This window comes from Streptococcus oralis (assembly GCF_021497945.1).
Lineage (GTDB): Bacteria > Bacillota > Bacilli > Lactobacillales > Streptococcaceae > Streptococcus > Streptococcus oralis_BR.
On record NZ_CP046524.1, the window covers coordinates 1,191,289 to 1,216,334 of the forward strand.

28 protein-coding genes, 1 pseudogene and 1 other annotated feature are annotated in these 25,046 nt (G+C 42.7%); of the genes and pseudogenes, 2 read left to right on the forward strand and 27 right to left on the reverse strand.

Translation table 11 applies throughout. The features are described from left to right. Window positions 1–27: 27 nt before the first annotated feature. From GOM47_RS06070 to GOM47_RS06115, 10 genes are all read right to left on the reverse strand, one after another. Window positions 28–2,052: a glucosaminidase domain-containing protein gene (locus tag GOM47_RS06070; protein ID WP_235080188.1), complete on the reverse strand. Its 2,025-nt coding sequence runs from the start codon at window positions 2,050–2,052 to the stop codon at window positions 28–30. Window positions 2,053–2,177: 125 nt separating this feature from the next. Beyond that, window positions 2,178–3,164: a dihydroorotate dehydrogenase gene (locus tag GOM47_RS06075; RefSeq protein WP_235080189.1), complete on the reverse strand. Its 987-nt coding sequence runs from the start codon at window positions 3,162–3,164 to the stop codon at window positions 2,178–2,180. Continuing rightward, a complete protein-coding gene (locus GOM47_RS06080; protein ID WP_042902385.1) occupies window positions 3,127–3,927 on the reverse strand; it encodes a dihydroorotate dehydrogenase electron transfer subunit in 801 nt (266 codons plus the stop codon). The genes GOM47_RS06075 and GOM47_RS06080 overlap by 38 nt, the downstream gene beginning before the upstream one ends. Before the next feature lie 248 nt (window positions 3,928–4,175). Beyond that, the gene (locus GOM47_RS06085; RefSeq protein ID WP_235080190.1) at window positions 4,176–4,556 is read right to left on the reverse strand and encodes a VOC family protein; all 381 of its coding nucleotides are present in this window, start codon (window positions 4,554–4,556) and stop codon (window positions 4,176–4,178) included. Window positions 4,557–4,614: 58 nt separating this feature from the next. Then, complete coding sequence (gene rplT / locus GOM47_RS06090) at window positions 4,615–4,974, reverse strand: 50S ribosomal protein L20 (protein WP_000124830.1); 360 nt, start codon at window positions 4,972–4,974, stop codon at window positions 4,615–4,617. A 51-nt stretch (window positions 4,975–5,025) separates the two neighbouring features. Next, a complete protein-coding gene (gene rpmI, locus GOM47_RS06095; RefSeq protein ID WP_001125942.1) occupies window positions 5,026–5,226 on the reverse strand; it encodes a 50S ribosomal protein L35 in 201 nt (66 codons plus the stop codon). A 32-nt stretch (window positions 5,227–5,258) separates the two neighbouring features. Further along, a complete protein-coding gene (infC, locus tag GOM47_RS06100) occupies window positions 5,259–5,789 on the reverse strand; it encodes a translation initiation factor IF-3 (protein ID WP_000848184.1) in 531 nt (176 codons plus the stop codon). Between the two features lie 15 nt (window positions 5,790–5,804). Next, window positions 5,805–5,936: a sequence feature (ribosomal protein L20 leader region), on the reverse strand. A gap of 72 nt (window positions 5,937–6,008) precedes the next feature. After that, a complete protein-coding gene (locus tag GOM47_RS06105) occupies window positions 6,009–8,249 on the reverse strand; it encodes a DNA internalization-related competence protein ComEC/Rec2 (RefSeq protein WP_235080191.1) in 2,241 nt (746 codons plus the stop codon). Beyond that, window positions 8,233–8,883, reverse strand: a complete 651-nt coding sequence (locus GOM47_RS06110; protein WP_235080192.1) for a helix-hairpin-helix domain-containing protein — start codon at window positions 8,881–8,883, stop codon at window positions 8,233–8,235. The genes GOM47_RS06105 and GOM47_RS06110 overlap by 17 nt, the downstream gene beginning before the upstream one ends. A 66-nt stretch (window positions 8,884–8,949) precedes the next feature. Beyond that, the gene (locus GOM47_RS06115; protein WP_235080193.1) at window positions 8,950–9,519 is read right to left on the reverse strand and encodes a GNAT family N-acetyltransferase; all 570 of its coding nucleotides are present in this window, start codon (window positions 9,517–9,519) and stop codon (window positions 8,950–8,952) included. Window positions 9,520–9,697: 178 nt separating this feature from the next. On the opposite strand from GOM47_RS06115, the gene ald reads away from it, so the two are divergent. Then, window positions 9,698–10,810: an alanine dehydrogenase gene (ald, locus tag GOM47_RS06120; RefSeq protein WP_235080194.1), complete on the forward strand. Its 1,113-nt coding sequence runs from the start codon at window positions 9,698–9,700 to the stop codon at window positions 10,808–10,810. Window positions 10,811–10,861: 51 nt separating this feature from the next. On the opposite strand, the gene GOM47_RS06125 is transcribed toward ald, so the two are convergent. From GOM47_RS06125 to GOM47_RS06205, 17 genes are all read right to left on the reverse strand, one after another. After that, window positions 10,862–11,848 carry a PhoH family protein gene (locus GOM47_RS06125; protein ID WP_000658168.1) on the reverse strand — a complete coding sequence of 329 codons (987 nt, stop codon included), beginning with the start codon at window positions 11,846–11,848 and terminating at the stop codon, window positions 10,862–10,864. An 80-nt stretch (window positions 11,849–11,928) separates the two neighbouring features. Further along, window positions 11,929–12,144, reverse strand: a complete 216-nt coding sequence (locus GOM47_RS06130) for a YozE family protein (protein WP_001232084.1) — start codon at window positions 12,142–12,144, stop codon at window positions 11,929–11,931. Window positions 12,145–12,167: 23 nt separating this feature from the next. Next, window positions 12,168–12,746 carry a GrpB family protein gene (locus tag GOM47_RS06135; protein ID WP_235080195.1) on the reverse strand — a complete coding sequence of 193 codons (579 nt, stop codon included), beginning with the start codon at window positions 12,744–12,746 and terminating at the stop codon, window positions 12,168–12,170. Between the two features lie 11 nt (window positions 12,747–12,757). Then, window positions 12,758–13,612 (reverse strand): RNA-binding virulence regulatory protein CvfB, encoded by an 855-nt coding sequence (gene cvfB / locus GOM47_RS06140; protein ID WP_235080196.1) that lies wholly within the window; start codon window positions 13,610–13,612, stop codon window positions 12,758–12,760. Window positions 13,613–13,671: 59 nt separating this feature from the next. Continuing rightward, a complete protein-coding gene (frr, locus tag GOM47_RS06145) occupies window positions 13,672–14,229 on the reverse strand; it encodes a ribosome recycling factor (RefSeq protein ID WP_001262236.1) in 558 nt (185 codons plus the stop codon). A 7-nt stretch (window positions 14,230–14,236) separates the two neighbouring features. After that, window positions 14,237–14,974: a UMP kinase gene (pyrH, locus tag GOM47_RS06150; RefSeq protein ID WP_000002989.1), complete on the reverse strand. Its 738-nt coding sequence runs from the start codon at window positions 14,972–14,974 to the stop codon at window positions 14,237–14,239. Between the two features lie 83 nt (window positions 14,975–15,057). After that, window positions 15,058–16,392 carry a methylenetetrahydrofolate--tRNA-(uracil(54)-C(5))-methyltransferase (FADH(2)-oxidizing) TrmFO gene (trmFO, locus tag GOM47_RS06155; RefSeq protein WP_235080197.1) on the reverse strand — a complete coding sequence of 445 codons (1,335 nt, stop codon included), beginning with the start codon at window positions 16,390–16,392 and terminating at the stop codon, window positions 15,058–15,060. A 133-nt stretch (window positions 16,393–16,525) separates the two neighbouring features. Further along, window positions 16,526–17,404 (reverse strand): 16S rRNA (cytidine(1402)-2'-O)-methyltransferase, encoded by an 879-nt coding sequence (gene rsmI, locus GOM47_RS06160; protein ID WP_235080198.1) that lies wholly within the window; start codon window positions 17,402–17,404, stop codon window positions 16,526–16,528. A 2-nt stretch (window positions 17,405–17,406) separates the two neighbouring features. Beyond that, entirely contained in the window at window positions 17,407–17,724 is a 318-nt protein-coding gene (gene yabA / locus GOM47_RS06165; RefSeq protein WP_000358229.1) for a DNA replication initiation control protein YabA, read from the reverse strand. A 39-nt stretch (window positions 17,725–17,763) separates the two neighbouring features. Further along, window positions 17,764–18,654 (reverse strand): DNA polymerase III subunit delta', encoded by an 891-nt coding sequence (locus tag GOM47_RS06170; RefSeq protein ID WP_235080199.1) that lies wholly within the window; start codon window positions 18,652–18,654, stop codon window positions 17,764–17,766. Then, entirely contained in the window at window positions 18,651–19,289 is a 639-nt protein-coding gene (gene tmk, locus GOM47_RS06175; protein ID WP_235080200.1) for a dTMP kinase, read from the reverse strand. The genes GOM47_RS06170 and tmk overlap by 4 nt, the downstream gene beginning before the upstream one ends. Window positions 19,290–19,409: 120 nt before the next feature. Continuing rightward, window positions 19,410–20,207, reverse strand: a complete 798-nt coding sequence (gene proC / locus GOM47_RS06180) for a pyrroline-5-carboxylate reductase (RefSeq protein WP_235080201.1) — start codon at window positions 20,205–20,207, stop codon at window positions 19,410–19,412. A 3-nt stretch (window positions 20,208–20,210) separates the two neighbouring features. Further along, a complete protein-coding gene (locus tag GOM47_RS06185; protein ID WP_235080202.1) occupies window positions 20,211–21,473 on the reverse strand; it encodes a glutamate-5-semialdehyde dehydrogenase in 1,263 nt (420 codons plus the stop codon). A 9-nt stretch (window positions 21,474–21,482) separates the two neighbouring features. Continuing rightward, complete coding sequence (gene proB, locus GOM47_RS06190; protein WP_235080203.1) at window positions 21,483–22,592, reverse strand: glutamate 5-kinase; 1,110 nt, start codon at window positions 22,590–22,592, stop codon at window positions 21,483–21,485. Between the two features lie 101 nt (window positions 22,593–22,693). Next, the gene (locus tag GOM47_RS06195; protein ID WP_235080204.1) at window positions 22,694–23,593 is read right to left on the reverse strand and encodes an RluA family pseudouridine synthase; all 900 of its coding nucleotides are present in this window, start codon (window positions 23,591–23,593) and stop codon (window positions 22,694–22,696) included. Further along, window positions 23,577–24,044, reverse strand: coding sequence for a signal peptidase II (lspA, locus tag GOM47_RS06200; RefSeq protein WP_235080205.1), 468 nt, complete (start codon window positions 24,042–24,044; stop codon window positions 23,577–23,579). Before lspA ends, GOM47_RS06195 begins: the two co-directional genes overlap by 17 nt. Then, a complete protein-coding gene (locus GOM47_RS06205; protein WP_235080206.1) occupies window positions 24,041–24,949 on the reverse strand; it encodes a LysR family transcriptional regulator in 909 nt (302 codons plus the stop codon). Before GOM47_RS06205 ends, lspA begins: the two co-directional genes overlap by 4 nt. Here GOM47_RS06205 and GOM47_RS06210 point away from each other — a divergent pair. Continuing rightward, window positions 24,942–25,046, forward strand: a pseudogene (locus GOM47_RS06210) (AraC family transcriptional regulator); the annotation flags it as partial. The gene GOM47_RS06205 and the pseudogene GOM47_RS06210 overlap by 8 nt on opposite strands.

Sequence of the window (25,046 nt, forward strand, 5' to 3'; positions counted from 1 at the left end):
TCAGTAGTTACCGTTGATTTCTTTTGATTAGTCTTTCTCACCAAGTTTGCTATTGATAGTCATCATGATACTAGCAATTTTCTCTCCCCAGTATGGGTCAGAAGCATAGCGTACATTCATACCAGAAGCTTTGTTCCCAAGGTGGTCTCTTCCACGGTCAATATAGTTCTCACGAATCCACTTGGCCGCACCGAGAATCCCCTTGTCCACATCATCAAATTTCTTGGCTGAGGTATACGGGCTCGAATCATAAGCTGCAATTCCAAAGAAGTTATTCTTATCCTTGGCAATCTGGCTCCGACCCCAAGCACTCTCGAGTGCACTATGCGCCATCAAGTAAAGGGCATTTATACCATAGCGTTTCTCAGCTTCCTTAAAAATAGCACCCTTACCAGCGAGGCGACTATTCCTAATGTTCATCAAAGAATAAACTTTATCCAATTCGGCTGCACTGTAATTACTTGGTTTAGTCAAATTTCTAAAGAGGAAGGGATTTTCAATGGTAAAGCCATCAAAATGAATCCCATCAGTTGAATAATATTTCTTACCAATAGTCATAGCTGAGCTATGTGGCGCAACACGGAGACTTACATAAGGTGATAACTCATGGTAAAAATACTTGCCATCACTTGTATAATGAGGGACAAATTCACTGTCCTTATCAATAGCTTCTAAATCACTTTTATTCATGAAGCCTGATAAACCAGAAATATTGACTGGTATTTGACTATCTTTTTTAGATTGGACATCTCCAAGTGAGACGATAGTTCCCTTTGATACATAACTCAATCTTTCACCAGAAGCGCTGTAAACATAAGCAGTAATTGGTTTCACTTTGTAATATTTTGCCTCTGAGATCCACTTCCCATTATTCTGGAAGGAATACTCTTTACCTTTGATCGTAAAAGTACCCGTTACATATCGACCATCATCTTTTAGATAGTACCAAGCATCGTAATCTTTGTCAAAAATCCATTCATTTTTGGCCATATAGCCACCAGATTTAAGGTAGTATGAACCAATCCATTCACGGGAAGCGTAGGCCCCACCTGACTTCAAGTAGAACCAGCTATTGTAGGATTTATCAAAAATCCACTCTTTTTCCGCCATAGCGCCACTATCTTTCAGATAATAGTCACTTTTCCACTGGCTACTTGCCATCACACCATCGCTATTGAAATAGTACCATGTTCCTTTGATTTTTTCCCATTTATTGCGAGAAATCTTGCCTGAAGCTGTTGCATGGTACCACTTGTCAGAAATTTTTACCCAATCATTTTCTGCCATGGCACCACTACCTTGGAAAAGATAGTCATTATAGATGGTACGGCTAAGCATGACACCATCTTTATCAAAGTAATACCAGACGCCTTCAATCTTTTCCCACTTATTGCGAGAAATCTTTCCCGAAGCTGTTGCATAGTACCACTTGTCAGATATTTTCACCCAATCGTTTTCTGCCATGGCACCACTACCTTGGAAGAGATAGTCATTATAGATGGTGCGACTAAGCATGACACCATCTTTATCAAAGTAATACCAGATGCCTTCAATCTTTTCCCATTTGTCGCGAGAAATCTTGCCTGAAGCTGTTGCATAGTACCACTTGTCAGATATTTTAACCCAATCGTTTTCCGCCATAGCACCGTTACCTTTGACAAGGTAATCATCAATTATAGTATTACTGAGCATAATGCCATTTTTATCAAAGTAATACCAGACGTCACCAATTTTTTTCCAGTTTAAGACAGGCTGGTTATTTTCATAAAAACGCCAGTTTCCTTGCTCTTTTTTCCAACCTTCCATGATAACTTCCTCTTTTTTTTCCTTTTTGGATGAGTCATCTTTAGAAGAATTTTCCTCTTTTACAACCGGCTCTTTCTTGGGCTCCACTTGGGGAACTTCCTTTTTCGGAGTAGCTTCTTCTTTTTTCTCGACTACATCTATGGTCTGAGTTCTTTTCGTAACCTGAGATTCTTCAGCATATACAGATGTCTTTGCAAATCCTGCCATAGAAAGAACGACAGTACTTGCAAGTAGTATCTTCTTCATTTTATTCTCCTCAGTAGAAAACTATCTACACTATTTTATAGAACCTATTGTAACATAGTTAACAGACGAAAATATTACAAATTGATGAAGATTCTGTGTCTTGTTGAGGATAAGGAAGGTCTAGCTTATCTCAGACTGGCTTTAACTTCTCGACGAAGATCTTCCAAACTGCTAATGCCATATTTGTCCATGACTTTTGGTAGATGTTCGATGATATCAGGACAAGCGTAAGGATTGGTAAAGTTGGCTGTTCCAACTCCGATAGCAGATGCCCCAGCCAGATACATTTCTAGCGCTGCTTCAGCCGAATCCACTCCCCCCATTCCAATGATAGGAAGGTCAGTTGTTTGGGCCACTTGTCGGATGAGTTTGAGAGCTACTGGAAAAACTGCTGGACCTGACATTCCACCAGTTCCATTGGCTAGGATTGGTTTTCTGGTTTTAAGGTCAAAGCGCATACCGACTAGAGTATTGATCATGGTTAATCCACTTGCTCCCGCATCTTCAGCAGCTTTTGCGATGGTGACAACATCCGTCACACTAGGGGTTAGCTTAACATAAACCGGTACATCAGAGGCTTCCACAGCTGCCTTTACCACTTCATAAGCTAGATCAGGATCTTGCCCAATCAAAAGTCCTTGATTGCCATGATCCACATTCGGACAAGAGATATTGAGCTCGATAGCTTTTACATTGGCTGCCTTGGAAATTCCTCGAGAAACAGCAGCGTACTCTTGTTTTGAAAAACCTGCAACATTTGCAATGATAGGAAGCGTAGGATACTCTCTTTCCAGCCAAGGCAGTTTTTCAGCTAAAACAGCTTCTAAACCAGGATTTTGCAAACCGATTGCATTGAGCATACCAGCAGGTGTCTCAGCTACTCTCGGAGTTGGATTGCCAAAACGGGGTTCAAGTGTCGTCGCCTTGATCATAATAGAGCCTAAAAGGTCTAAATCATAGTACTTGGCATACTCTTGGCCAAAACCAAAACAGCCTGATGCTGGAATAATCGGATTTTTCAAATCCAAGCCCGGTAGAGAAACTTGTAAACGTTTGTTAGTCATGACTTTCTCCTTATAATACAACTGTTCCTGTGCGGAAAACAGGGCCATCTTCACAGACACGTTGGCTGACAGTCTCACTATCTGGCACTTTTAGAACGCAGGCATAGCAAGCCCCCATCCCACAAGCCATACGAGATTCCAGAGATAGATAGGCTCTTGGGTGGTCATAAAACCTTTGATTGATATACTTCATCATTCCAGGCGCTCCACATGAGTAAACAGCATCAAATTGACTGTCTAAGTCATTGATGACGACTGACACATTTCCCTTAATGCCATACGAACCATCATCTGTCGTTACAAAAACCTGACCATATTGGGCCAATTCGGTTTCGAGAATAACAGCATCCTTGTTGGCAAAACCGAGGACTGTCACTACTTTCACTCCACGCGCATGCAATTCCTTGGCCACCTCAAGCAAGGGCGGAACACCAATCCCCCCACCAACGAGGAGAACTTGACTCTGATTGTCTAAATCAGACAAGTCAAACCCATTTCCCTGAGGCCCCATCACATCAAGAGTATCTCCCTGACTTAAGGTTGAAAAAATAGCTGTCCCAGCTCCCTCAATCCGATAAATGAGGTGACACTGCTTGTTTGCTTTGTCAATAGACGAAATTGAAATAGGGCGGCGCAAGAGATGGGCGTCATCAGGCACACGCAGATGAAGAAATTGGCCGGCTCGCATGGCTTCAACCATCTCCCCTTCTAGGACTAATTCAAAGATTGCTGGCGCAATTTCCTCTTGTGCAACCACCTTCATGGTTTCCAAACGAATGGCACCCAAACGTTTTTTACATGTGGGATTCATGACTTTTCCTCCTTAAATTTAAGGGGACCAGATAAAGAAAAGGCCTTGCAGTAGCAAGGCCTCAGTTAGGTTAGGCTAGAACTCATGCGTACACTAAAAAAAGTCCCCACAGAGAGTTCCCTATCCCTTTTATCTGACACCTTGTGAGTCTCTCTGGACTCCCCCTTAAAGGTTAAATTTGTATTAGTATACTCTTTCAAGAAAAAAAAGTCAAGTAGAAAACGAACATTCTACTTGACTTTACTGGATTATTTTTCACGAATCACTTCGACCTTGTAGCCATCAGGATCCTTGACAAAGTAATAGTTTGGTGGGGTACCAGGTAAGCCTTTTGGCTCTGTAACCTCATAGCCTTTGTTGCTGTGTTCTTGATGAAGAGCCTCAAGGTCAGGTGTACTGAGGGCGATATGGGCGAAGCCATCTCCTACCATGTAAGGGCCGTGGTCATAGTTATAGGTCAATTCCAACTCGTAGTCATCACCATCAAGTCCTAGATAGACAATCGTGAAGGCATGGTCTGGAAAATCTCTGCGACGCAATTCTCTAAATCCAAAAGCATCCTGATAAAATGCGATGGATTTTTCAAGATTTTCTACTCGCAAGCAAGTGTGTAGCATTTTTGAAGCCATTTTTCTCTCCTTTATGTCAAAAAAGACTGGAACAATCCTGTACCAGCCTTATAAGTGATTATTTACCAAGTTTTGCTTTAGCTGCATCTGCAAGAGCTGTGAAAGCTGCTGCATCGTTAACAGCCAAGTCAGCAAGCATTTTACGGTTAACTTCGATTTCAGCCAATTTCAAACCATGCATCAATTGTGAGTATGAAAGTCCGTTCAAACGAGCTGCCGCATTGATACGAGTGATCCACAATTTACGGAAGTCACGTTTTTTCTGACGACGGTCACGGTATGCATAGTAGTAAGAGTTCATTACTTGTTCTTTTGCAGTACGGAACAAGATGTGTTTAGCTCCATAGTAACCTTTTGCTAATTTAAGAATACGTTTACGACGTTTGCGTGATACAACGCCACCTTTAACACGTGCCATGTTTTATTTCCTCCAAATATTTCCTAGAATTGTTTACTTACTGTCAGGCTATTATTTCAAGCGAGTAAGCATTGCTTTGATACGTTTGAAATCTCCTGAATGCACCATAGATGCTTTACGAAGATGACGACGTTGTTTCTTAGTTTTTCCGTGGAAACGGTGAGATGTGTAAGCACGGAAACGTTTAAGTCCACCAGAACCTGTACGTTTGAAACGTTTAGCTGATGCGCGGTGTGTTTTTTGTTTTGGCATGATTTTTTCTCCTTTATTTAACTTTCTGACAATTATTTTTTGTCAGTTGCTGGCGCCAACTGCATGAACATTTGGCGTCCATCCATCTTAGCTCGTTGTTCGATGATTGCAATATCTTGTGTTGCTTCAGCAAACTCGGCTAAAACTTTTGCACCAATCTCTTTATGGGTGATCATACGCCCTTTAAAGCGAATGGATACCTTAACTTTATTTCCTTTTTCAAGGAACTTGCGTGCATTGCGAAGTTTTGTGTCAAAGTCACCCTTGTCGATAGTTGGACTCAGACGAACTTCTTTCACAGTAACAACACTTTGTTTTTTACGTTGTTCTTTTTGCTTTTTCTGATACTCAAATTTGAACTTACCGTAGTCCATAATTTTAGCAACAGGTGGTTTTGCTTGGGGTTGAATCAATACTAAGTCAACATTTGCACTATCAGCCAATGCTTGCGCTTCGCTTAGTGGCTTGATGCCTAGCTGTTCTCCCTCAAGACCGATCAAGCGAACTTCACGTACACGAATTTCATCATTGATGAATAAGTCTTGCTTTGCTATGGTTTTCACCTCTTTTTTATTATTAGAGAAAAACAAGAGCGGACTCGTAATGATACAAGCCCGCACGTTATGATAGCGTTTCTTAGAAACTTTTCATCCGTAGGGCCAGGCAACTTGATGTCACAAGGCGAGAAGCTCTCACTTCTGCTTTTCTCAACTTTTATATGATACCAAGTTTTCTATCCCTTGTCAAGATAAAAAGTCAATTTTTCGAAAAGTTTGTCTATTTTATCGAACCGTTTCAATTCTCCAACTATTCCATCCTTTAAAGCGGATAGCCCCTTGCTGGTCAGTTCGGTAAATCTTACTCTTGATATTTTCCAGTTGTGTCAAGGTTTCCTGATGAGGGAGTTTTGCTCGATTGCTCTTTCCAACTGAAATGAGAGTGAACTCAGGTTTGAGCTGTTCTAGGAAAGCTGAATTGGATGATGTTTTAGCACCATGTTGGCCTGCTTTCAGGACATCCACCTCTAAGTCAGGGTATTGCTTTAGAAGATCCTTCTCTCCCTTCTCTTTCAAATTTCCTGTGAAGAGAAAGTGCTTATCCAAAAGTTTTCCATAAAGAACCAGAGAATCATCACGATCCCCATCTCCAATCTGCCTTGGAGATAGAAGTTCTAAGTAACTGCCAAAAATCGGGAAATACTCCCCAGCTGTCACACTACGTACCTTGTTTTTACTTGCTTCTAGTTCCGCTACAAATTCCTTCTGTGTCAAACTTCCTTTTGACACTAAAATCTCCCCGATATGGAAAGCTTTGGTCACCTCCAGTAAATCACCAACATGTTCCTTGTCTGTGTTGGTCAAAATCAGCTGGTCAATCTTGTCTACTCCTCGACTTTTAAGATAGGGAATCAAGGTTCTCTGGGCATTGCTGGTTGTCACCTTTTCTTGCCAAGCCTCGATTTTCTTACTAGCTTCTACCTTACCACCAACATCTATGAGAATAGTTTTACCAGTTACATCCCGTAGGAAAATACTTTCACCTTGCCCCACATCCAGCATGGTGATTTCATTTTCAAGTGGGTGCTTGGTCAAGAAAAAGAGCCCCACGATAAAAAGACTGACTCCTGCTAGTCTTTTGATGTTTTTCCTCATGTCATAGACTAAGGCTAATGAAACTAACAGTAGAATCAGCAGCCATGCGTTGGGTTGACCAAAGACCAGAGGCCTGCTTGCCAGCTGCGATACCAAGCGAATGATGTTCTCCAACCACTCAAAGACAAGGTTAAACTGAGTGACTGGGTAAGCAAAAGACAGAATGAATAAGATGGACAAAAGCGGCAAGAAGACCAGATCAAACAGAAAGGAAAATACAAAGGTCAAAAGGATAGACCAAGCCTGAAATTCTGCAAAATAAAAGGATAGAATGGGCAATATTCCCAAAGAAATGACCAAACTTTCTCTGGCAACAGCCTTGAGTCCCTCCCCTTCTTTGCTTGTCATGGTCAAGATAAAAGCATAAGCGCAAGACAAGACTCCTCCTGCTGTTAGGAAAAAGTTGGGCATGATGATAAAGAGGACAAGGACTGTTAAGGCAAAATTGTCCAAGCCCTTAACACCATGTTGGGCTAGTAACTTTTGTAAGAGACTACGAATGACCGAAGCTGAAAATCCTGTCAGACCTGCATAGATAAGGGAAAAGGGATAGGTTAGCCACTTCAACTTTTCTTGAGTCAAGCCCAATCGCAAGAGGAGTTTCTTAAAGGCCTCCATAAAGAAGCCCACCTGCATACCAGACAAGGCAAAGAGATGGATAATTCCAAGACTGGAATAAAGCTCATTCATCTCCTCAAAGTCCGTGTCCAAATGTCCTAAAAGAAGACCTGTCATATAGTTGCGCATAGGATCTGGAAAGTGCATCTTGATCCAAACTACAGCCTTTCGACGTAAACTAGACAGATTTTCTCTTATATCCCAACTGCTAACCTGTTTCATTGACTGGATACTCTTGATAGTCAAAGTTTGGTAAATTCCTTGAGTCTTTAGATATGCTTGATAGTTAAAGCCACCAAAATTCCTCTGACCTTCAGGCTCTGAAGGTTTTCCTTCTAGCTCTATCTCGTGAAGGTCTGTTAAGGCCTGAAAGAGCTCTTTCTCCTCCTCAGACTGGAGTTTATAGTAAACTTGGAGGGTGCGGCCCTCAGCCTTGCCCCGAAAGGACAGACTATCTCCATTGACCTTAATAGTGTCAGGCAAAATCCGTACCTTCTCAACAGAATCCACTAGGTTTTGACTAGCTTGTGTCTGTTGCCAAGTTTGAAACAAAAACCAAAATCCAAAAACTCCACAAATCGCTAGAACTCTACCGGCCGATTTCCAAGGAAATTGGAAAAAGAGACAGACAAGCAAAAAAACAAAACCTAGCAGTGCGAGATAGGACGCTCCAAAAATTGCATAGTAAAGCCAGAGCAATAGAAAACTCAGATAGATTAGGGGAATTGGGGAATTCTTAATCCACTGTGACATAATCTTTTAGCTTTTCTATGGTCTTAGCGCCAATACCAGAAACTTTCTTTAATTCATCTACCGACTTGAATTTGCCATTTGTCTCACGATGATCGATAATATCCTGGGCTCGTTTTCCTCCCAAGCCTTTGACCTGTTTTAGTTCTTCCAGACTAGCTTTATTAAGGTTGACCTTCTTATCTTCACTTGTCGAAGGAGTCGTTCCAGAGGCAACCTGCTGACTAGCTGCTTCTTCTCCCTTAGTTGGAACATAGACAAGAGCCTCGTCACTGACTTTCTGAGCGAGATTGAGCGACTTGCTATCTGCCTCATCTGTCAAGCCACCTGCCTTCTGAACGGCATCATGAACTCGACTTCCTACTGGCAAATCATAAATCCCTGGCGATTTAACAGCACCCTTGACATCTACTGTTATTAGATCTTGTTCAGCAGACTCTTCCTTTTCTTCCTTGTTCACTTCTTTTTCAGAAGATGAATCCTTTGAAACAGCTGCGACTTCAGCCTGCAAATTTGTTTCTTTCACAGGTGTTTGTGTAGATGGCTTTAGTAGGAAAAATCCGCCCAAGGCCAAACCCAAACCAGCACAAATGACAATGATTTTATACTCTTTGATTTTCTCGATAATTGCTTCCATATTTTCTCCTCTCTTAAGTTATTCGCAAGAGAAAGAAAAAACAGTCAAAAATTTCTTTTCAACTGCTTATTTATTTGCAAAATAGTCTTCCTTAGTCAAGACATAATAAACTCTTGTGATAATTCGTCCTGGTTCTCTATTATCCATTCTGGCATAGGGTTCTTCGTGGGAAAAATGCATACCTGATTTCTCCATGACTCTTCCAGATGCGAGATTGTCTTTATCGTGAAGCGCGGTCAACTTGTTCATTCCAATCTTCTCAAAAGCCAGCTTAATCACTGCACGATTGGCTTCTGTCGTCAATCCTTGATTCCAATACTTTTGGTTGATAATATAACCAATAGCTGCTTTTTTGAGAATGGGGTCAATCTTGTGCAAGTCAATGGTTCCGATAAACTGACCATTGCTTTTTAGTTCTATCCCCCACCGTCCCAAGGGATTAGCCAAGTAGAACTGAGCAATGTTGTTCTTGGTCTCTTCTAGACTCTGATTTGTTGGAAAGGTATAGCGTGTATTTTCTCTATCCGAAGCATACTCAAACATAGCTTCCGCATCATTCAAAGTTACAGGTCTAAGCAATAAACGTTCTGTCTCCACTATTGGATACTGGGCTAGTTTTAAAAAGATTGATTCCATACACACTTCCCCTATTTACAAGTATTTTCCTACTAGCTTATCAAAAAAAGCTCATCAAAGCAAAAGTTTTTCTTGATTTTCGAAACAGTTTTATATAAAATAAAAACATCACAATAATCGGGTTTCTCTGTGATGTTTGATTTTAAAGACCCGAATTTAGAAAATGGAGTAAACCTATATGTTAATCGGAATCCCAAAAGAAATTAAGAACAATGAAAACCGTGTTGCCCTCACACCTGCTGGTGTTTATAGCTTAGTTAGCCGTGGTCACCACGTCCTCATCGAAACAAATGCTGGTCTCGGTTCAGGATTTACTGATGCGGACTATCAAAAGCAAGGTGCTGAGATTGTCGCTACTGCTGCTGAAGCTTGGGCAGCTGAGTTAGTCGTGAAAGTAAAAGAGCCATTAGCTTCTGAATATGCTTACTTGCGCGACGACCTTCTCCTCTTCACCTACTTGCACATGGCCGCTGCTCCAGAATTAGCAGAAGCTATGTTAGCAGCCAAAACAACAGGAATTGCCTATGAAACTGTTCGTGACAATCAAGGACAACTACCGCTCCTCGTTCCTATGAGTGAGGTTGCAGGTCGTATGGCTGTTCAAATCGGAGCTCACTTCCTTACTAAGCAAGCTGGTGGTTCTGGTGTCCTACTAGGTGGTGTACCAGGTGTTCCAAAAGGAAAAGTAACCATCATCGGTGGTGGTGTCGTCGGTACACATGCTGCCCGCATTGCCCTTGGTCTTGGTGCTCAAGTAACTATTTTAGATATCAGTGCTAAACGTCTCTCAGTTCTAGAAGAAGTCTTCGGAAACCAAATCCAAACTCTTATGTCAAATTCTTTCAATATTGAAGCAAGTGTGAGAGATGCTGATGTAGTGATTGGTGCGGTTCTCATCCCTGGTGCCAAAGCACCAAAATTGGTGACAGATGAGATGGTCAAACAAATGCGTCCAGGCTCTGTCATCGTTGATGTTGCCGTTGACCAAGGTGGTGTTATCGAGACAGCTGACCGTGTGACAACACACGATGAACCCGTCTATGAAAAACACGGTGTTCTCCACTATGCCGTTGCCAATATCCCTGGCGCGGTTGCCCGTACTTCAACCATCGCCCTAACCAATGTCACTCTTCCTTATATCGAAGCTTTGGCCGGCAAAGGATTCGCACATGCAATCTCTGAAGATGAGGGCTTGCGTCAAGGTGTGACCACTTATAAAGGTTACTTAACTAGCCTCCCAGTTGCTCAAGGCCTCGCTAAAGAGCACACGTCTATCGACGAACTTGTTTAAAGCTAGACACTCATTAAAAAAAGCAGTTCGCATCTGAACTGCTCTTTTTTGCTATTCTGTTTCTTGGTTCTTTTCTTCAACCTTAACTGGAGCTGGTTCATAAGCTCGTATGATTTGAGCGACAACTGGATGACGAACCACATCCTTGGCTGAAAAATGAACAAAGTCGATTTGGTGAATGTTCTTGAGCTTTTCTTGAGCATCAATCAAACCTGACTTGACGTTACGTGGTAGGTCAATCTGACTGATATCTCCATTGACAATCATCTTCGAATTAAATCCTAAACGAGTCAGGAACATCTTCATCTGCATGATGGTCGTATTTTGTGCCTCATCGAGAATGACAAAGGCATCATCCAAGGTCCGACCACGCATGTAGGCAAGGGGCGCAATTTCAATGATTTCACGCTCCATGAGACGGGTCGTTTGGTCTTTCCCAAGAATCTGATACAAGGCATCATAAACTGGTCGAAGATAAGGATCCACCTTCTCCTTAAGATCACCCGGAAGAAATCCTAGACTCTCACCTGCTTCCACTGCTGGTCGAGTCAGGATAATCCGCTTGACTTGCCCACGTTTAAGGGCAGTCACTGCCAAGGTCACTGCAAGAAAGGTCTTCCCTGTCCCTGCAGGTCCGATTCCAAAGGTCACATCATGCTGTTTGACACTGTCCACATAAAGTTTTTGACCCAAGGTTTTGACACGGATCGGTTTCCCTGTATTGTCTTTGATAATTTCTTCTTCGTAAAGGGCGACAAACTTGTCGATTTCATCGTTTTTGACCATACTAATCGCAGTCACCACATCTGGTGTGCCAACGGTCATCCCCCGATTCACCAAAACCATCAATGCCTGGATAACCTGACGGGCTTCCTCACAGGCAGACTCTTCTCCGATAACCTGGACAATTTCCGTACGGGCGTGAATCACAACATCGAGCTCTTCTTCCATCAAACGAAGATGGCGTTCATTAGAACCAAAAAGATGAAACAAGTCATCTGGATGACTCAGTTGAATGTCTATTGAATGTTCCTTCAAATAAAGAACCTCTCTAATCCTTTTATTTCTTTTTATTATAGCAAAGAGAACAATAAAATACTAGCCTCATCTCATTGTCTCTAGTGTTCTAAGTATTCTTGCCAGATAGCGTCAAAATCTCCTAGGTTAAAAGAGAAGCTGGCATGCTCCTCCAAAAAGCGACTCACCTCATCAAAATCATCTGTGTGTTTTGGAAAGGCTGACTCCTCAAAAGCGAGGTCTGCCAAGATGGCTTTTGGGCTATTACTTTTCGGATTGCGCTCGGTCATGAGCCAAGTGTAAAATGATTTTCTCAATTCTTTCTCCTATCAAGAGTTTTTTAATGACACTTTTCTGATTCTTGAAAATTACTGGACTTAGCCTCTGAAACGTAGTGGTTTATAAAATCTGTTTTAGCATCAGTATAGGCGTCTCGATTGTGTTCAAATTTTTTCCACAAACTTAGTTTTAATTCCTGATACGCTTGGGCAATATCTGGATGCTGGCAGAGATAATCTCTAAAATAAATCTCGTCATGATCTCCCGTCATTCGCAAATGTAAATGAAAAACTTTCTCAGCAAATCCCTGCTCTGTGTATCCTTTATTTAGCGAAATCCTGTTAGGACTCTCCGACATCAGTAGCCAACCATTCTTCACCAATAAATCCCTAACTCTTGCTAAATCCTCTATTTTACCTACTTCTAACAGAATATCAACGATATTTTTAGCCCAAATATTAGGGATAGCAGTGCTACCGATATGTTCTATTCTTTTAATAACATTTGCACCCAATATTTTTTTCAGACTTGTTTTTTCCGATTCATACCAGTCTTTCCACTCTGACCTGTGCTCTACTAGAAAAATAGGAAAAAGTTGCCAGAGTTCCTCTAAACTCATTTCTTCAAGTTTCTTTATCATGTCTATAAGACCTAAATCAACTCTGTACCAAACTGGTCTTGCTTGATTTTGCCAGCCTTCATCAAGCCACCGAGTGCTTTCTTGAACTGACCTTTAGAGATACCAAAGGTTGCCTTGATATCCTCAGGAGACGACTTATCATTCAAGGTCATGAAACCGCCATTGCTTTCCAAGTAGGTCAAAATCATCTGGGCATCATTTTTCAACATTTCAAAAGAACGTGGTTTGAGGGATAGGTTCAAGGTGCGGTCCACTTCACGGAAACCAATGACACGCGCATCTAAAACTTGACCCAATCGGGGCTCTGAGTAGCGCTCGCTGGGATGGATAAAACCAAGCATGTTATTCTCTGGCAGATAGACAAAGGTCCCAGACAGCTTGAGACGGTAAACAATGGCTGGCCAGTTTTGGTTCTGCATGTTGTTGTAAGCAGGACGCGCCAGACGTTGGAAGTCTTCTTGATAAGCCAAGATTCCCCAGATTCGGTCTTTCTTGTCCACTTCAAGACGAATGTATAGTTTGTCACCCTTCTTGGGCCAGAGTTCCTTGAGCTCAGGGAGGATATCAAGTGACACTACGATCTCCTTGTCAGGTAGACCAGTATCCACAAAAACTCCCAAGTCTTTACGAACTTCTGTTACGGTTCCCCAGCCAAATTGGTCCTGAGTGGCAGTCACTTCTAAGGTTGTCATGCGAAGTTTTTGCTTCATATCCGTGTAGGCAAAACCTTTGACCGTATCCCCTACTGTATGTTGCCCCTCTTCCTTGGCAAGTGCATAGGTTTGACCATCCTTTTGCACAAAGTAAAAACGGTCATTTTCATCGATGATAAGTCCAACGATAAAATTTGCAAGATTTGTATTCATATTTCCTTCTTTCGAATAAAACTCAGCCAGCAATGCCAACTGAGTTTTTCTGTTTATTTTTAGACTTCCAAAAGTTCTTTTTCTTTATTGGCAGTCATGTCGTCGATGTGTTTCACAGCATCGTCTGTTACTTTTTGAATATCTTTTTCAAGGGTCTTCAATTCGTCTTCAGTGATTTCTTTTGCTTTTTCTTGTTTCTTAGCTTCGTCCATAGCATCACGGCGGATATTGCGGACAGCCACTTTAGCATTTTCACCAACCTTCTTCACTTCTTTGGCAAGGTCACGACGAGTTTCTTCTGTAAGGGCAGGAATAACCAAGCGAATCACAGAGCCATCATTAGCTGGTGTAATACCAAGATCAGAAGCGTTCAAGGCACGTTCGATGTCTTTCAATGAAGACTTGTCAAATGGTGTTACCAACAAGACACGCGCTTCTGGAATAGTGATAGAAGCGATTTGGTTAAGAGGAGTTTCGACTCCATAGTATTCTACGTGGATACGGTCTAGCAAGCTTGCGTTGGCACGACCGGCACGGATACCACCAAATTCACGAGCAAGTGATTGGTGAGACTGGGTCATTCTCTCTTTAGCTTTTTCTACAATTGCATTAGCCATAATTTTCTTATTCCTTTTCTTCGATATTGTTTGAAACTGTTGTTCCGATATTTTCACCAAATACGACACGTTTGATGTTGCCTGGTTGGTTCATGTTAAAGACAACCAAGTCAATGTCGTTGTCCATAGAGAGGGTTGAAGCAGTTGAGTCCATGATACGAAGACCTTTATTGATAACATCACGGTGGGTCAATTCTTCAAACTTAACGGCAGTCTTGTCTTTCTTAGGATCGGCATTGTAAACACCGTCTACGCCATTTTTAGCCATAAGGATGGCATCCGCTTCGATTTCAGCTGCACGAAGGGCTGCTGTTGTATCTGTTGAGAAGTAAGGTGAACCAATACCAGCACCAAAGATAACGATGCGGCCTTTTTCAAGGTGGCGAAGAGCACGTCCACGTACGTAAGGTTCTGCCACTTGTTGCATAGCAATGGCTGTTTGTACACGCGTATCGACACCAACTTGTTGCAATGAATCTGCCATCACAAGAGCATTCATAACGGTCCCAAGCATTCCAGTGTAATCTGCCTGAACACGGTCCATTCCTGCTTCTGCAGCAGGTTCTCCACGCCAGAGATTTCCTCCACCAATAACAAGGGCAATCTCGATACCTAAACTATGAACTTCTTGAATCTCTTTTGCGATTTTTTGAACTGTTTGGATATCAATCCCTACGCCACGTTCACCTGCAAGAGCCTCACCTGATAACTTGATTAAAATACGTTTATACTTGGGGTTCGCCATTTTTACTCTCCTTTTTTCATCCTACCTATTTTATCACAATTTCTTAGATTTTTATAGTACCATGAGCAATTCTTTCAAAAAAATTAGACCGTTAAAAATTCCTCTAAGTCGGTAAGAGCGCGCTCTGCAATTTTTTCATAACGAGCCTTCTTATCACGGATACGCTCGCCTTCTAACTCCTTGATGATCCCGAAATTGACGTTCATAGGTTGGAAATGCTTGCTGTCAGCGTGGGTGATGTAATGAGCCAGACTTCCAATCGCTGTTGTTTCTGGGAAGATAGCTTCACTTTCACCCTTGAAGAGTCGAGCCGCGTTAATACCTGCAACTAAGCCTGACGCTGCTGACTCAACATAGCCTTCCACACCCGTCATCTGACCTGCAAAGAAGAGATTTGATTGTTTCTTAGAACGGTAGGTCTGCTCAAGAAGATTTGGTGAATCCATGTAAGAATTGCGGTGCATGACACCATAGCGAACAAACTCAGCATTTTCAAGACCTGGAATCATTTGGAAGACGCGCTTTTGTTCTCCCCATTTGAGGTGGGTCTGGAAACCGACGATATTGTAGAGGCTACCAGCCGCATTATCCTGACGAAGCTGGACAACTGCATACGGTGTTTTGAACTCTCCATCACGAGGTCCTGTGTAGTCGTCTGGGTACTCCAGACCAACTGGCTTCATAGGACCATAAAGCATGGTTTTAATCCCACGCTTGGCCATGACTTCGATAGGCATACATCCTTCAAAGTACTTTTCCTTTTCAAATGAATTGAGCGGTGCTTCTTCCGCATTGACCAAGGCTTCATGGAAATCCATAAATTCTTGTTTGGTCATGGGAGCGTTGAGATAGGCTGCTTCTCCCTTGTCATAACGAGACTTGAGATAGACCTTGCTCATATCGATAGTGTTGACATCGATAATAGGTGCTGCCGCGTCGTAGAAATAGAAACCATCACCGTCATTAAGGGCATGAATCTTTTCAGCTAGGGCATCGCTGGTCAAAGGACCAGTCGCTACAACTGTAATAACATCTGTCGGTAATTCTGTAATTTCATCACGAACCACCTCAATCAAGGGATGGTTGGCCACTTTCTCAGTCACCATCTGGGAGAAACCATCACGGTCCACTGCAAGGGCACCACCAGCTGGAACACGTGTAGCTTCAGCAGATTCCAAGATGACAGAACCCAAGCGACGCATTTCTTCCTTGAGAAGCCCAACAGCATTTGTCAAAGCATCCCCGCGCAAGGAATTGGAACAAACCAACTCTGCAAAATTGTCTGTTTTGTGCTGAGGTGTTGACTTAACACCACGCATTTCATAGAGTTTAACTGGAATACCACGTTCTGCGATTTGGTAGGCAGCTTCAGACCCTGCCAAACCTGCTCCGATAACATTGATATAAGATTGAGACATGACACTAATACCTCTTTGGGTGGAAACTAAGTCCAAATAAAAACAAGCTACTAGACTATTTGACACCCACAAATCTTTCTAATTTTTCTTTTACTAGTATAACAAAAAAAGGGAAGAAGGCAAACTTCCCTGTTTAGTCATTTTCTTGATTTTCTTCCCATTCGTGGTAGGCAGCGTAAAGCTGGCTTTTATTCCACTGGTAGAGTTTCGCAACTTCCTTAATAGCTTGATTTTTCTTCATGCCTTCTTGGATACGAGATTGGATTTCTGAAAACAAGTCCTCCTCGTCCTTTTCCTCCACATCCTGATTGGCACCTTCAACGATGAGAAGGCATTCACCCTTGAGTGGTGTTTCAGCAATACTTTCTAGTAGCTCTGAAATCTTTCCTCGTTGGTATTCTTCATAGATTTTGGTCAATTCTCTGACCAAGACCACCGAGCGATCGCCGTAAACTGCTAGCATATTTTCTAATGTATCTGCCACACGATGAGGAGATTCATAGAAAATTTGTGTTTCAGGATAGTCTTTTTTGGCTTGAAAAAATTGCTTTTGCTGGCCCGATTTTCTAGGTAAAAAGCCGTAAAAAATGTGTGGCTGTGGCGCTAGGCCACTGGCAATCAAGGCAGAAATTCCTGCAGAAGCACCTGGAACTGTCACTACTGCAATATCTTCCTCAATAGCTGCCTTGACCAAATCATGCCCAGGGTCTGAGATACTAGGCAGACCCGCATCAGAAACCTGAGCAATACTTTGCCCAGCTTTCAAAAACTCAATCAAATCAGGAATCTTTTCCTTGGCATTGTGCTCGTGAAAACTGATCTGCTTGGTGAAAATGTCAAAATTCTTGAGCAAAAGCCCCGTGTTACGCGTGTCCTCAGCCGCAATCCAATCCACTTCTTTCAAGGTCTGGATAGCACGAAAGGTCATATCATCTAGGTTGCCAATCGGTGTTGCCACTAGATACAACTTGCCATAGGGAGACTGCCCCTTAAAACTTTTTTGAATCTGCATGTTTACTCCCTGTATAACAACTCGTCACAGAACATACACTCCTCGTCCTGCTCCCGACGTTGTCCATAAAAATCATTACATACGTGAAACCCGTCTTTATAGATCCGACGGACACTTTCACGAACATGCTTGGCCTTAACGGGTGTATCTGCTTCTACCTCGCCTAAGCGTTCGCGCAACTTACTATTTTCCAAGCGAAGAGCTGTATTTTCCTCTACCAGGCTCTTGAGATTTTTCTTGATGGCTTCCACATCGGCCAAGGTCACTAGTAACTGTTGGGAAAAATCGTCTAGCGCATCAAATAATTCTTTTTTGTCCATAAAACAGCCCTTTCCTTTCTTTATCGTTCATTTTTAAGTTTATATTTCCTTCAAAACCAGGTATTCCATGGCATTTTGAAAGCTAACATTGGCTTGCCACATTTTTCTAGCTTCCAGCAAATCTTGTAAAATCTGTCGAATCCTTGCTTGCAAGAGATCCTGCCCACAGAGGACTTCGAGAATTCGCAAGACCTGATCTTGTTTTTCCTTGTCATCTGCCAAGTTGGCTAATTTAGCAACTTGCAGATAACTTTCTTTTTTCTTAGCTAATAACCAGGTCAGCAGGCGTTCACTCTCATCCACCAAGGTCCAAAAACTGGCTTGATTGGCCAGCTTTTCTGCTTCAGCTCTTGATTGACAAAACTGGGCTAAGAAAGTCGCTTTTTTCTTGACTAGACCTGCTTGTTCCAATTGATAAATGAGCTTCTCTTCTTGCTTTTTAAAGTGGAAATTCTGGGTCCGACTACGGATGGTCGGTAACATCTTTTCCCCATCGCTGGTCAAGAAGAAAATATAAACCTCACTCTGGGGTTCTTCAATGACCTTGAGCAGAGAATTGGCTGCGTTGGGATGCATTTTCTCCGCCTGCTCGATAATAAAGACCTGTTGCTGACTTTCAATTCCTGCTTGGGAAAACTGACCCACCAATTCTCGAATGCGTTCTGTCTTGATGACCTGATTAACAGGCTTAATCAAAGTGACATCTGGAAATTCTTCCTGCTCAATCAACTTGCAGTTTCGGCAGTTCTCACATGGTAAAACGCCTACTTTATCCGTACAGAAGAGACTTTTGGCCAAAAATTGCGCCATTTCCAAGCTCCCAAAGAAACCTGAAAAGAGATAGGCGTGATTGAGCTGCCCTTGTTCTAAGATACGGATAAAGCGGTCAAACTGGTCTGGTTGCCAAGCCTTTAGTTGATCTTGTTTCATCTTGTCAATCCCATTCTCTCAAACAAGACAGTTTTGGTATGCTCCACTACTTGGTCCAAAGGAAGACTGGCATCAATCTTGGCAATACGACTTCCTTCTTTTTCCAGAAGAGAAAGGTAGCCTTGACGAACTTTCTTGTGCAAGTCCAAACCTTCTAAGTCCAAACGATTGACCTCACGATCACTATTGGCAGCAATGCGAGCCAGCCCTTCTTCAACCTCGATGTCAAAATAGAGTGTCAAATCGGGTTTGAGGCCATCTGTAGCAAAGTGATTGAGCCAATCAATGGAATCGATATCCAGGCCACGGCCAAATCCCTGATAGGCAACAGAACTATCGATGAAGCGGTCCATAATGACCAACTTGCCAGCTTTAAGGGCTGGAAGAACTTTTTCCACCAAGTGCTGTCTGCGACTGGCGATATAGAGAAGGAGTTCTGTTTTAGGATCCATCTGAGTATGACTTGGATCCAAAACCACTTGACGAATCTTCTCTCCAATCAAGACTCCGCCTGGTTCACGGGTCGTCAGCACCTCTACTCCTTTTTCCTCTAAAATTGGGAGTAAAGCCTCTAAAACACTGGTCTTTCCTGCTCCCTCTGGTCCCTCAAGAGAGACTAAAAATCCTTTTAACATGTCTAACTCATTTCTTTTTTTCTACCTTCTATTCTATCAAAAAAATAGGTTTTTGTGACAATCTTTTTGTTTCTTCTCAATTCAATCGACCATAAAAGAGGTTGGGAGTCATCCAACCTCTTATTTACCTAGTTCTTGTGTTCGTTTATAGGCTTGATGAACTGCGTCCATGACTGCGCCTCTAAAGGCATGTTCTTCCAGACTTGCTACACCAGCGATAGTCGAACCTCCTGGGCTACAAACTTGGTCTTTCAAGACTCCAGGATGTTGCTGACTTTCGAGGACCATTTGTCCTGCGCCGACTACTGTTTGGGCTGCCATTTTCAAAGCCGTTTCTCGTGGCAATCCTGTCTTTACACCCGCATCTGCCAAAGCCTCGATAAAGAGATAGACAAAAGCTGGTCCACAACCTGCGAGACCTGTCGCCGCATCGATTAAGCCATCTCTAAGCTCGACCAAGAGACCAGCCTTGGCTAAGAGTTGACAAAAGAGTTCACTGTCCTCAGTACGACAGTTTGCTGACATGGCATAACTAATCACTCCTTGCCCGATAGCCACTGGAGTATTGGGCATGATGCGAATGATTCGGTGGTGACTTGGAAGAAGTCTAGCCAGTTTTTCCAAGGTCAGTCCAGCTGCCATGGAAATCAAAAGAAGACTTTCTCGTTTTTCAAGAATGGTCTGATATTGAGAAAGCAAGTCTGAAAACTGTGCAGGCTTCACTCCTAGAAAAATCACATCTGCTTCTGCAAATATTTCTTCATTGCTGGAAGCCTGACCGCTAAAATTAGTGATGAAAGCATCTACTTTTGCTTGACTACGATTGGCAAGGAGAATCTGAGCACCCGTCTTGGCCTGCAAAACAGCCTTGGCCAAACTAGCTCCCATATTCCCCAAACCGATAAATCCAATCTTCATCTCTTACTCCCTTATCTGTCCATTACCAGTAACCACATACTTGTAGCTGGTCAACTCTTTCAAGCCCATAGGCCCACGCGCATGCAGTTTCTGAGTAGAAATCCCCATCTCACATCCAAGACCAAACTGGCCACCATCAGTGAAACGAGTCGAGGCATTGACATAAACTGCTGCTGAATCTACTTGATCTGTAAAGTAAGTTGCAGCTTCAGCATTTTCTGTCATAATGGCATCTGAATGATGGGTACTGTGAGCTTCAATATGCTCAACCGCTTCTTCTAAACTGCTCACGACCTTAACCGCTAGAATATAATCTAAAAACTCAGTGTCAAAGTCTTGGGCCTCAGCTGCTCGACCTGAAAGAAACTGACTTGCTTTCTCATCCAAGCGGAATTGAATCGGTTCCAGCCCATCTTCTTTCCGACTTGTAACCAGAACTTGCTCCAAGCGAGGAAGGAAATCCGCTGCCTTGTCTTCATGAACCAATAAAACCTCCATAGCATTGCAGACAGAAGGACGACTGGTTTTAGCATTGTTGATGATAGATAGAGCCTTGTCTTCATCGGCATCCTTATCCACATAGACATGAACAATTCCAGTTCCTGTCTCGATAACAGGTACGATAGCATTTTCAACCACAGCATTGATCAAGCCAGCACCTCCACGAGGAATGAGAAGGTCTAGATAACCCTTGGCCTTCATCATGGCATAGCTACTTTCACGGCTGGTATCTTCCACCAGTTGAATCACCTCTGGATGAATGGCAGTTGTCTCCAAGCCCTTCTTCAAGGCTGTGACAATAGCATAAGCTGTTTGGTAGGCGTCCTTACCACTACGAAGAACGACCGCATTCCCACTCTTGAGAGCCAAGGCAGCCGCATCAGACGTCACATTTGGACGACTTTCATAGATAATACCAATAACCCCCATGGCCACACGTTTCTTGGTAATAACCAAGCCATTTTCAAGCTGACTTGTTTCTAGGACTTCACCAATAGGATCTGGTAAAGCAACCACTTCACGAATCCCATTTGCCATCGCTTCTATACGTCCTGCATCCAAATAAAGACGGTCTAGCATAACATCTGAGATTTTTCCCTTGGCCGCTGCCATATCGAGGGCATTGGCCGCTAAAATCTCCTCAGTAGCTTCCAATAAATGATCAGCCATAGCTAGCAAGGCTTGGTTTTTCACTGCTTCGCTGGCAGTATTGATTGATTTCTTAACAGCCTGTACCTGTTCAAATTGTTCTTGTGTACTTACCATCGTTCACCTCTAAAATTCTGTAAAGAGCAGCTGGATTTCAGGAGTGATGGAAATCCAGTCATCACGGTGAATCAAGACTCCCTTAGCTTTTTGAGAACGGAGCATATCTTCTAGAGCTGAGACGCCAAATTGGACACGTCCCTTTCCAAGAGATTGACCTGTTTCTTTATCTGCTACTGTTACAATATCGTGGTAAGAGAAGTTTCCTTCCACTTCTACCACACCCGATAAAAGGAGACTTTTCCCGTTTTTTGAAAGTGCCTCTGCAGCTCCACCATCTACCCAAATCGTTCCCTGACTTTGAGCATAGAAGGCCAGCCATTGCTTCTGAGTACGAAGGCCCTTCTCTTGCGCAACAAAGTAAGAACCATCCTTGGTCTCCTCCGCTGCCTCAATCAAGGCATCTGATTTCAAAGAGGAGCAAATATAGACTGGTACACCTGACTCCGTCGCAATAGTTGCAGCTTTTATTTTTGTCAGCATGCCCCCAGTACCGTTTGACGAACCTGCTCCACCAGCCATATCAATAATCTCACGATTGATAGTCTCGATTTTCTCCAAACGTTTGGCTGTTGGATCTGAGTTGGGATTTCCAGTATAGAGACCGTCCACATCGGTCAAGAGAACTAAAAGGTCTGCTTGAACCATCGCCGCTACCTGGGCACTCAGAGTGTCATTGTCCCCCACCTTGAGCTCATCAATAACGACACTGTCATTCTCGTTGATGATGGGGATTGCACCACGATGAAGCAATACAGACAAGGCCTGATGGGCATTCTTATAGCGACGTTTATCTACAAAATCATCCTGTGTCAGCAAGATTTGTGCAGAAACGATCTGGCGCATGAGGAGGTTGGTTGTATATTCCTCCAACAAAAGTCCCTGACCAACTGCAGCCGAAGCTTGTTTATCTGCAATCTTGGTCGGACGTTTTTTAAAACCCAAAGCTCCAAATCCAGCAGCTACTGCCCCAGATGACACTAAAATCAACTCATGTCTAGCCTCATGCAGCATAGCCAATTGCTGGGTAATTGCCTTTACTTTGCTTCTTGATAAACTCCCGTCTTCATTTGTCAAGGAGGAGGTCCCCACCTTAAAGACGATTCGTTTGTACTTCATATTCTCACTCCGATTCTTCATATTTATCCATTATAACATGAATACTTTAAAATAGAAAAGACTTGAAATGAAAAAGGTTGAGACAAGGCATCTCAACTCTTTTATCTATTCTCAGTTTTACGCAATCTTTCCAGCGTTTCTTTAAAAATTTCTGGAATATCTGCTGTGAACTCCAAGGTTTCACCTGTTCTCGGATGGGTAAAGCCTAGAGTCTTGGCATGGAGAAATTGTCCATGTCCTTTCAAAGTCTTACGAGGACCATAGACTTCATCACCAGCGATTGGATGGCCAATATAAGCCATATGAACACGGATTTGGTGAGTACGCCCTGTTTCCAGTTGCAACTCTAGCAAACTATAATCTCCAAAGCGTTCCAAGACGTGAAAACGTGTTACTGCAGGCTTTCCTTTAGCAGTCACAGCCTGTTTCTTACGGTCTTTTTCACTACGACCAATCGGCGCTTCAATGACACCACGATCATTGGGAAGATTGCCATGAACAATCGCCCAGTATTTACGTAGAGACTTCTTGTCCTTGAGTTCTTGGGCAAGTGCCAAGTGGGCCTCGTCATTCTTCGCAATCATAAGGAGACCAGACGTATCCTTATCAATACGGTGAACGATACCCGGTCGGAGAACCCCATTGATACCTGACAAATCCTTGATATGGTACATGAGGGCATTGACCAAGGTTCCACTTGTATGACCGGCGCTCGGATGGACCACCATGCCTTGAGGTTTGTTAACAACGGCTACATCCTCATCTTGGTAGATAATCTCGAGCGGCAGATTCTCAGCCACATATTCTAAAACCTCTGGTTCTGGCACGTGATAAGTGACGACATCCCCCTCTTGGACAGTGTATTTTGCTTTCTTGGCTTGCCCATTCACCAAGACTTGTCCAGCCTTGATTTGTTCATTCGCGAGACTGCGTGACAATTCTGTCAGATCCGACAGAGCCTTGTCTAGTCGTTGCCCACCAGTTTCAATTTTTATTTCCATTTACTTCCTCTTTAAGCATTGCAATCAATAAAACAATCACACCAACTGTCAAATAGCTGTCAGCAACATTGAAAATCGCAAAGTTGATAAAGTCTAGGTGAAACATATCCACCACAAAACCTTGACTCATTCTGTCGATAAAGTTGCCCAGACCTCCCGCTATTATCAGGGTCAGTCCAAAAACCATCCAGAGAGAATCCTCCATGTGTTTATGTAGATACCAAATGGCACCGACCATAACGACCAGTGTAATAACAGCAAATAACCACTGCTGATCTTGCAGCATGGAGAAGGCTGCTCCTCTATTTTGCAGATAGGTCAAGCTAACAAGATTGGGTATCCACGAACGCACTTCACCCAGTGGAATCTGCTGGAGAACATAGGCTTTAACCCACTGATCCAGCCCAATCAAAAGCAGTATAATGACTGCCACTATTCCTCTTTTTTTCATGATTTCCTCTTTTGATCAAAATATTCTTGCATGACTTCTACGAAAAGAGTCCCAGCTTGACTAAGCTCAACTTCTTCCCGTTTGACATAGACCATGCGGTTATCTAGATTATCCTTGAGACGAATGACTGTAATCCCATTAACACTGTCGCTATCTAAAAATCCAGATCCAGTCGCATAAGCATCCGTCCGCTCCAAAATACCATTCAAAGTAGCACGGTCGGTCACATTAAACATTAGGGAGCTCGCGCTGGTGTCGACAAAGTTCTCTGAATAGTATAGGTACTCGTCCTTTTCCTGAGTAAACCGAACTGTTGGTAAATCTGCTAGGTCCTCCATGACCAATTCCTCTTTCTGTGCTAAAGGATGTCCTTCACGAAGATAAATGTGAGTCTGGAAAGGAATTAGTTCAATAACTTCTAAACCAAGCTTCTCAACCCGTTGCATAATTCCCTTTTGATTTTGATTATTAAGGTAGATAATCCCAATCTCACTGTGACCCTGAGCTACTTCATCTAGGATTTGAACGGTAGTGGACTCAAAAATACGGAAGTTTTTGTAGTCAGGATAGCGTTCTGAAAAAGCCGTAATCGTTGGTGGCAAGAAATCATAGTGCTGACTGGCAATGGAAAATTCATCCTTTTCTTCCTCAGGATTGGCATACTGATTTTGAAAAACATCAAAGCCTTTGACCAATTCTTGCGCTTTCTCATAAAATTCCATTCCACGACGAGTCAAAAATGTCCCCGAACTCGTCCGACGGAAAATTTTAAAGCCTAACTCTTTTTCCAAATCGCGCACAGAAATAGACAGACTCGGCTGACTCACATACATCTTTTCAGCAGCTTCACGAAAAGTACCACTATTCGCAATAGCAACAACATAGCGTAATTGTTGAATGTTCATCTTTTACCCCCAACTTCTCTATCTGTTCATTATACCATATTTTAGAAATTATCCACTTAGGAAAAATAATATCGCTCATAAAATTCATCTACACTAT

What these genes read in the sequence shown, in the direction of transcription:
- GOM47_RS06070 (WP_235080188.1), bottom strand. Translation starts at nt 2,052, where the DNA reads ATGAAGAAGATACTACTTGCAAGTACTGTCGTTCTTTCTATGGCAGGA.
- GOM47_RS06075 (WP_235080189.1), bottom strand. Translation starts at nt 3,164, where the DNA reads ATGGCCCTGTTTTCCGCACAGGAACAGTTGTATTATAAGGAGAAAGTC.
- GOM47_RS06080 (WP_042902385.1), bottom strand. Translation starts at nt 3,927, where the DNA reads ATGAATCCCACATGTAAAAAACGTTTGGGTGCCATTCGTTTGGAAACC.
- GOM47_RS06085 (WP_235080190.1), bottom strand. Translation starts at nt 4,556, where the DNA reads ATGGCTTCAAAAATGCTACACACTTGCTTGCGAGTAGAAAATCTTGAA.
- rplT (WP_000124830.1), bottom strand. Translation starts at nt 4,974, where the DNA reads ATGGCACGTGTTAAAGGTGGCGTTGTATCACGCAAACGTCGTAAACGT.
- rpmI (WP_001125942.1), bottom strand. Translation starts at nt 5,226, where the DNA reads ATGCCAAAACAAAAAACACACCGCGCATCAGCTAAACGTTTCAAACGT.
- GOM47_RS06105 (WP_235080191.1), bottom strand. Translation starts at nt 8,249, where the DNA reads ATGTCACAGTGGATTAAGAATTCCCCAATTCCCCTAATCTATCTGAGT.
- GOM47_RS06110 (WP_235080192.1), bottom strand. Translation starts at nt 8,883, where the DNA reads ATGGAAGCAATTATCGAGAAAATCAAAGAGTATAAAATCATTGTCATT.
- GOM47_RS06115 (WP_235080193.1), bottom strand. Translation starts at nt 9,519, where the DNA reads ATGGAATCAATCTTTTTAAAACTAGCCCAGTATCCAATAGTGGAGACA.
- ald (WP_235080194.1), top strand. Translation starts at nt 9,698, where the DNA reads ATGTTAATCGGAATCCCAAAAGAAATTAAGAACAATGAAAACCGTGTT.
- GOM47_RS06135 (WP_235080195.1), bottom strand. Translation starts at nt 12,746, where the DNA reads ATGATAAAGAAACTTGAAGAAATGAGTTTAGAGGAACTCTGGCAACTT.
- cvfB (WP_235080196.1), bottom strand. Translation starts at nt 13,612, where the DNA reads ATGAATACAAATCTTGCAAATTTTATCGTTGGACTTATCATCGATGAA.
- frr (WP_001262236.1), bottom strand. Translation starts at nt 14,229, where the DNA reads ATGGCTAATGCAATTGTAGAAAAAGCTAAAGAGAGAATGACCCAGTCT.
- pyrH (WP_000002989.1), bottom strand. Translation starts at nt 14,974, where the DNA reads ATGGCGAACCCCAAGTATAAACGTATTTTAATCAAGTTATCAGGTGAG.
- trmFO (WP_235080197.1), bottom strand. Translation starts at nt 16,392, where the DNA reads ATGTCTCAATCTTATATCAATGTTATCGGAGCAGGTTTGGCAGGGTCT.
- rsmI (WP_235080198.1), bottom strand. Translation starts at nt 17,404, where the DNA reads ATGCAGATTCAAAAAAGTTTTAAGGGGCAGTCTCCCTATGGCAAGTTG.
- yabA (WP_000358229.1), bottom strand. Translation starts at nt 17,724, where the DNA reads ATGGACAAAAAAGAATTATTTGATGCGCTAGACGATTTTTCCCAACAG.
- GOM47_RS06170 (WP_235080199.1), bottom strand. Translation starts at nt 18,654, where the DNA reads ATGAAACAAGATCAACTAAAGGCTTGGCAACCAGACCAGTTTGACCGC.
- tmk (WP_235080200.1), bottom strand. Translation starts at nt 19,289, where the DNA reads ATGTTAAAAGGATTTTTAGTCTCTCTTGAGGGACCAGAGGGAGCAGGA.
- proC (WP_235080201.1), bottom strand. Translation starts at nt 20,207, where the DNA reads ATGAAGATTGGATTTATCGGTTTGGGGAATATGGGAGCTAGTTTGGCC.
- GOM47_RS06185 (WP_235080202.1), bottom strand. Translation starts at nt 21,473, where the DNA reads ATGGTAAGTACACAAGAACAATTTGAACAGGTACAGGCTGTTAAGAAA.
- proB (WP_235080203.1), bottom strand. Translation starts at nt 22,592, where the DNA reads ATGAAGTACAAACGAATCGTCTTTAAGGTGGGGACCTCCTCCTTGACA.
- GOM47_RS06195 (WP_235080204.1), bottom strand. Translation starts at nt 23,593, where the DNA reads ATGGAAATAAAAATTGAAACTGGTGGGCAACGACTAGACAAGGCTCTG.
- lspA (WP_235080205.1), bottom strand. Translation starts at nt 24,044, where the DNA reads ATGAAAAAAAGAGGAATAGTGGCAGTCATTATACTGCTTTTGATTGGG.
- GOM47_RS06205 (WP_235080206.1), bottom strand. Translation starts at nt 24,949, where the DNA reads ATGAACATTCAACAATTACGCTATGTTGTTGCTATTGCGAATAGTGGT.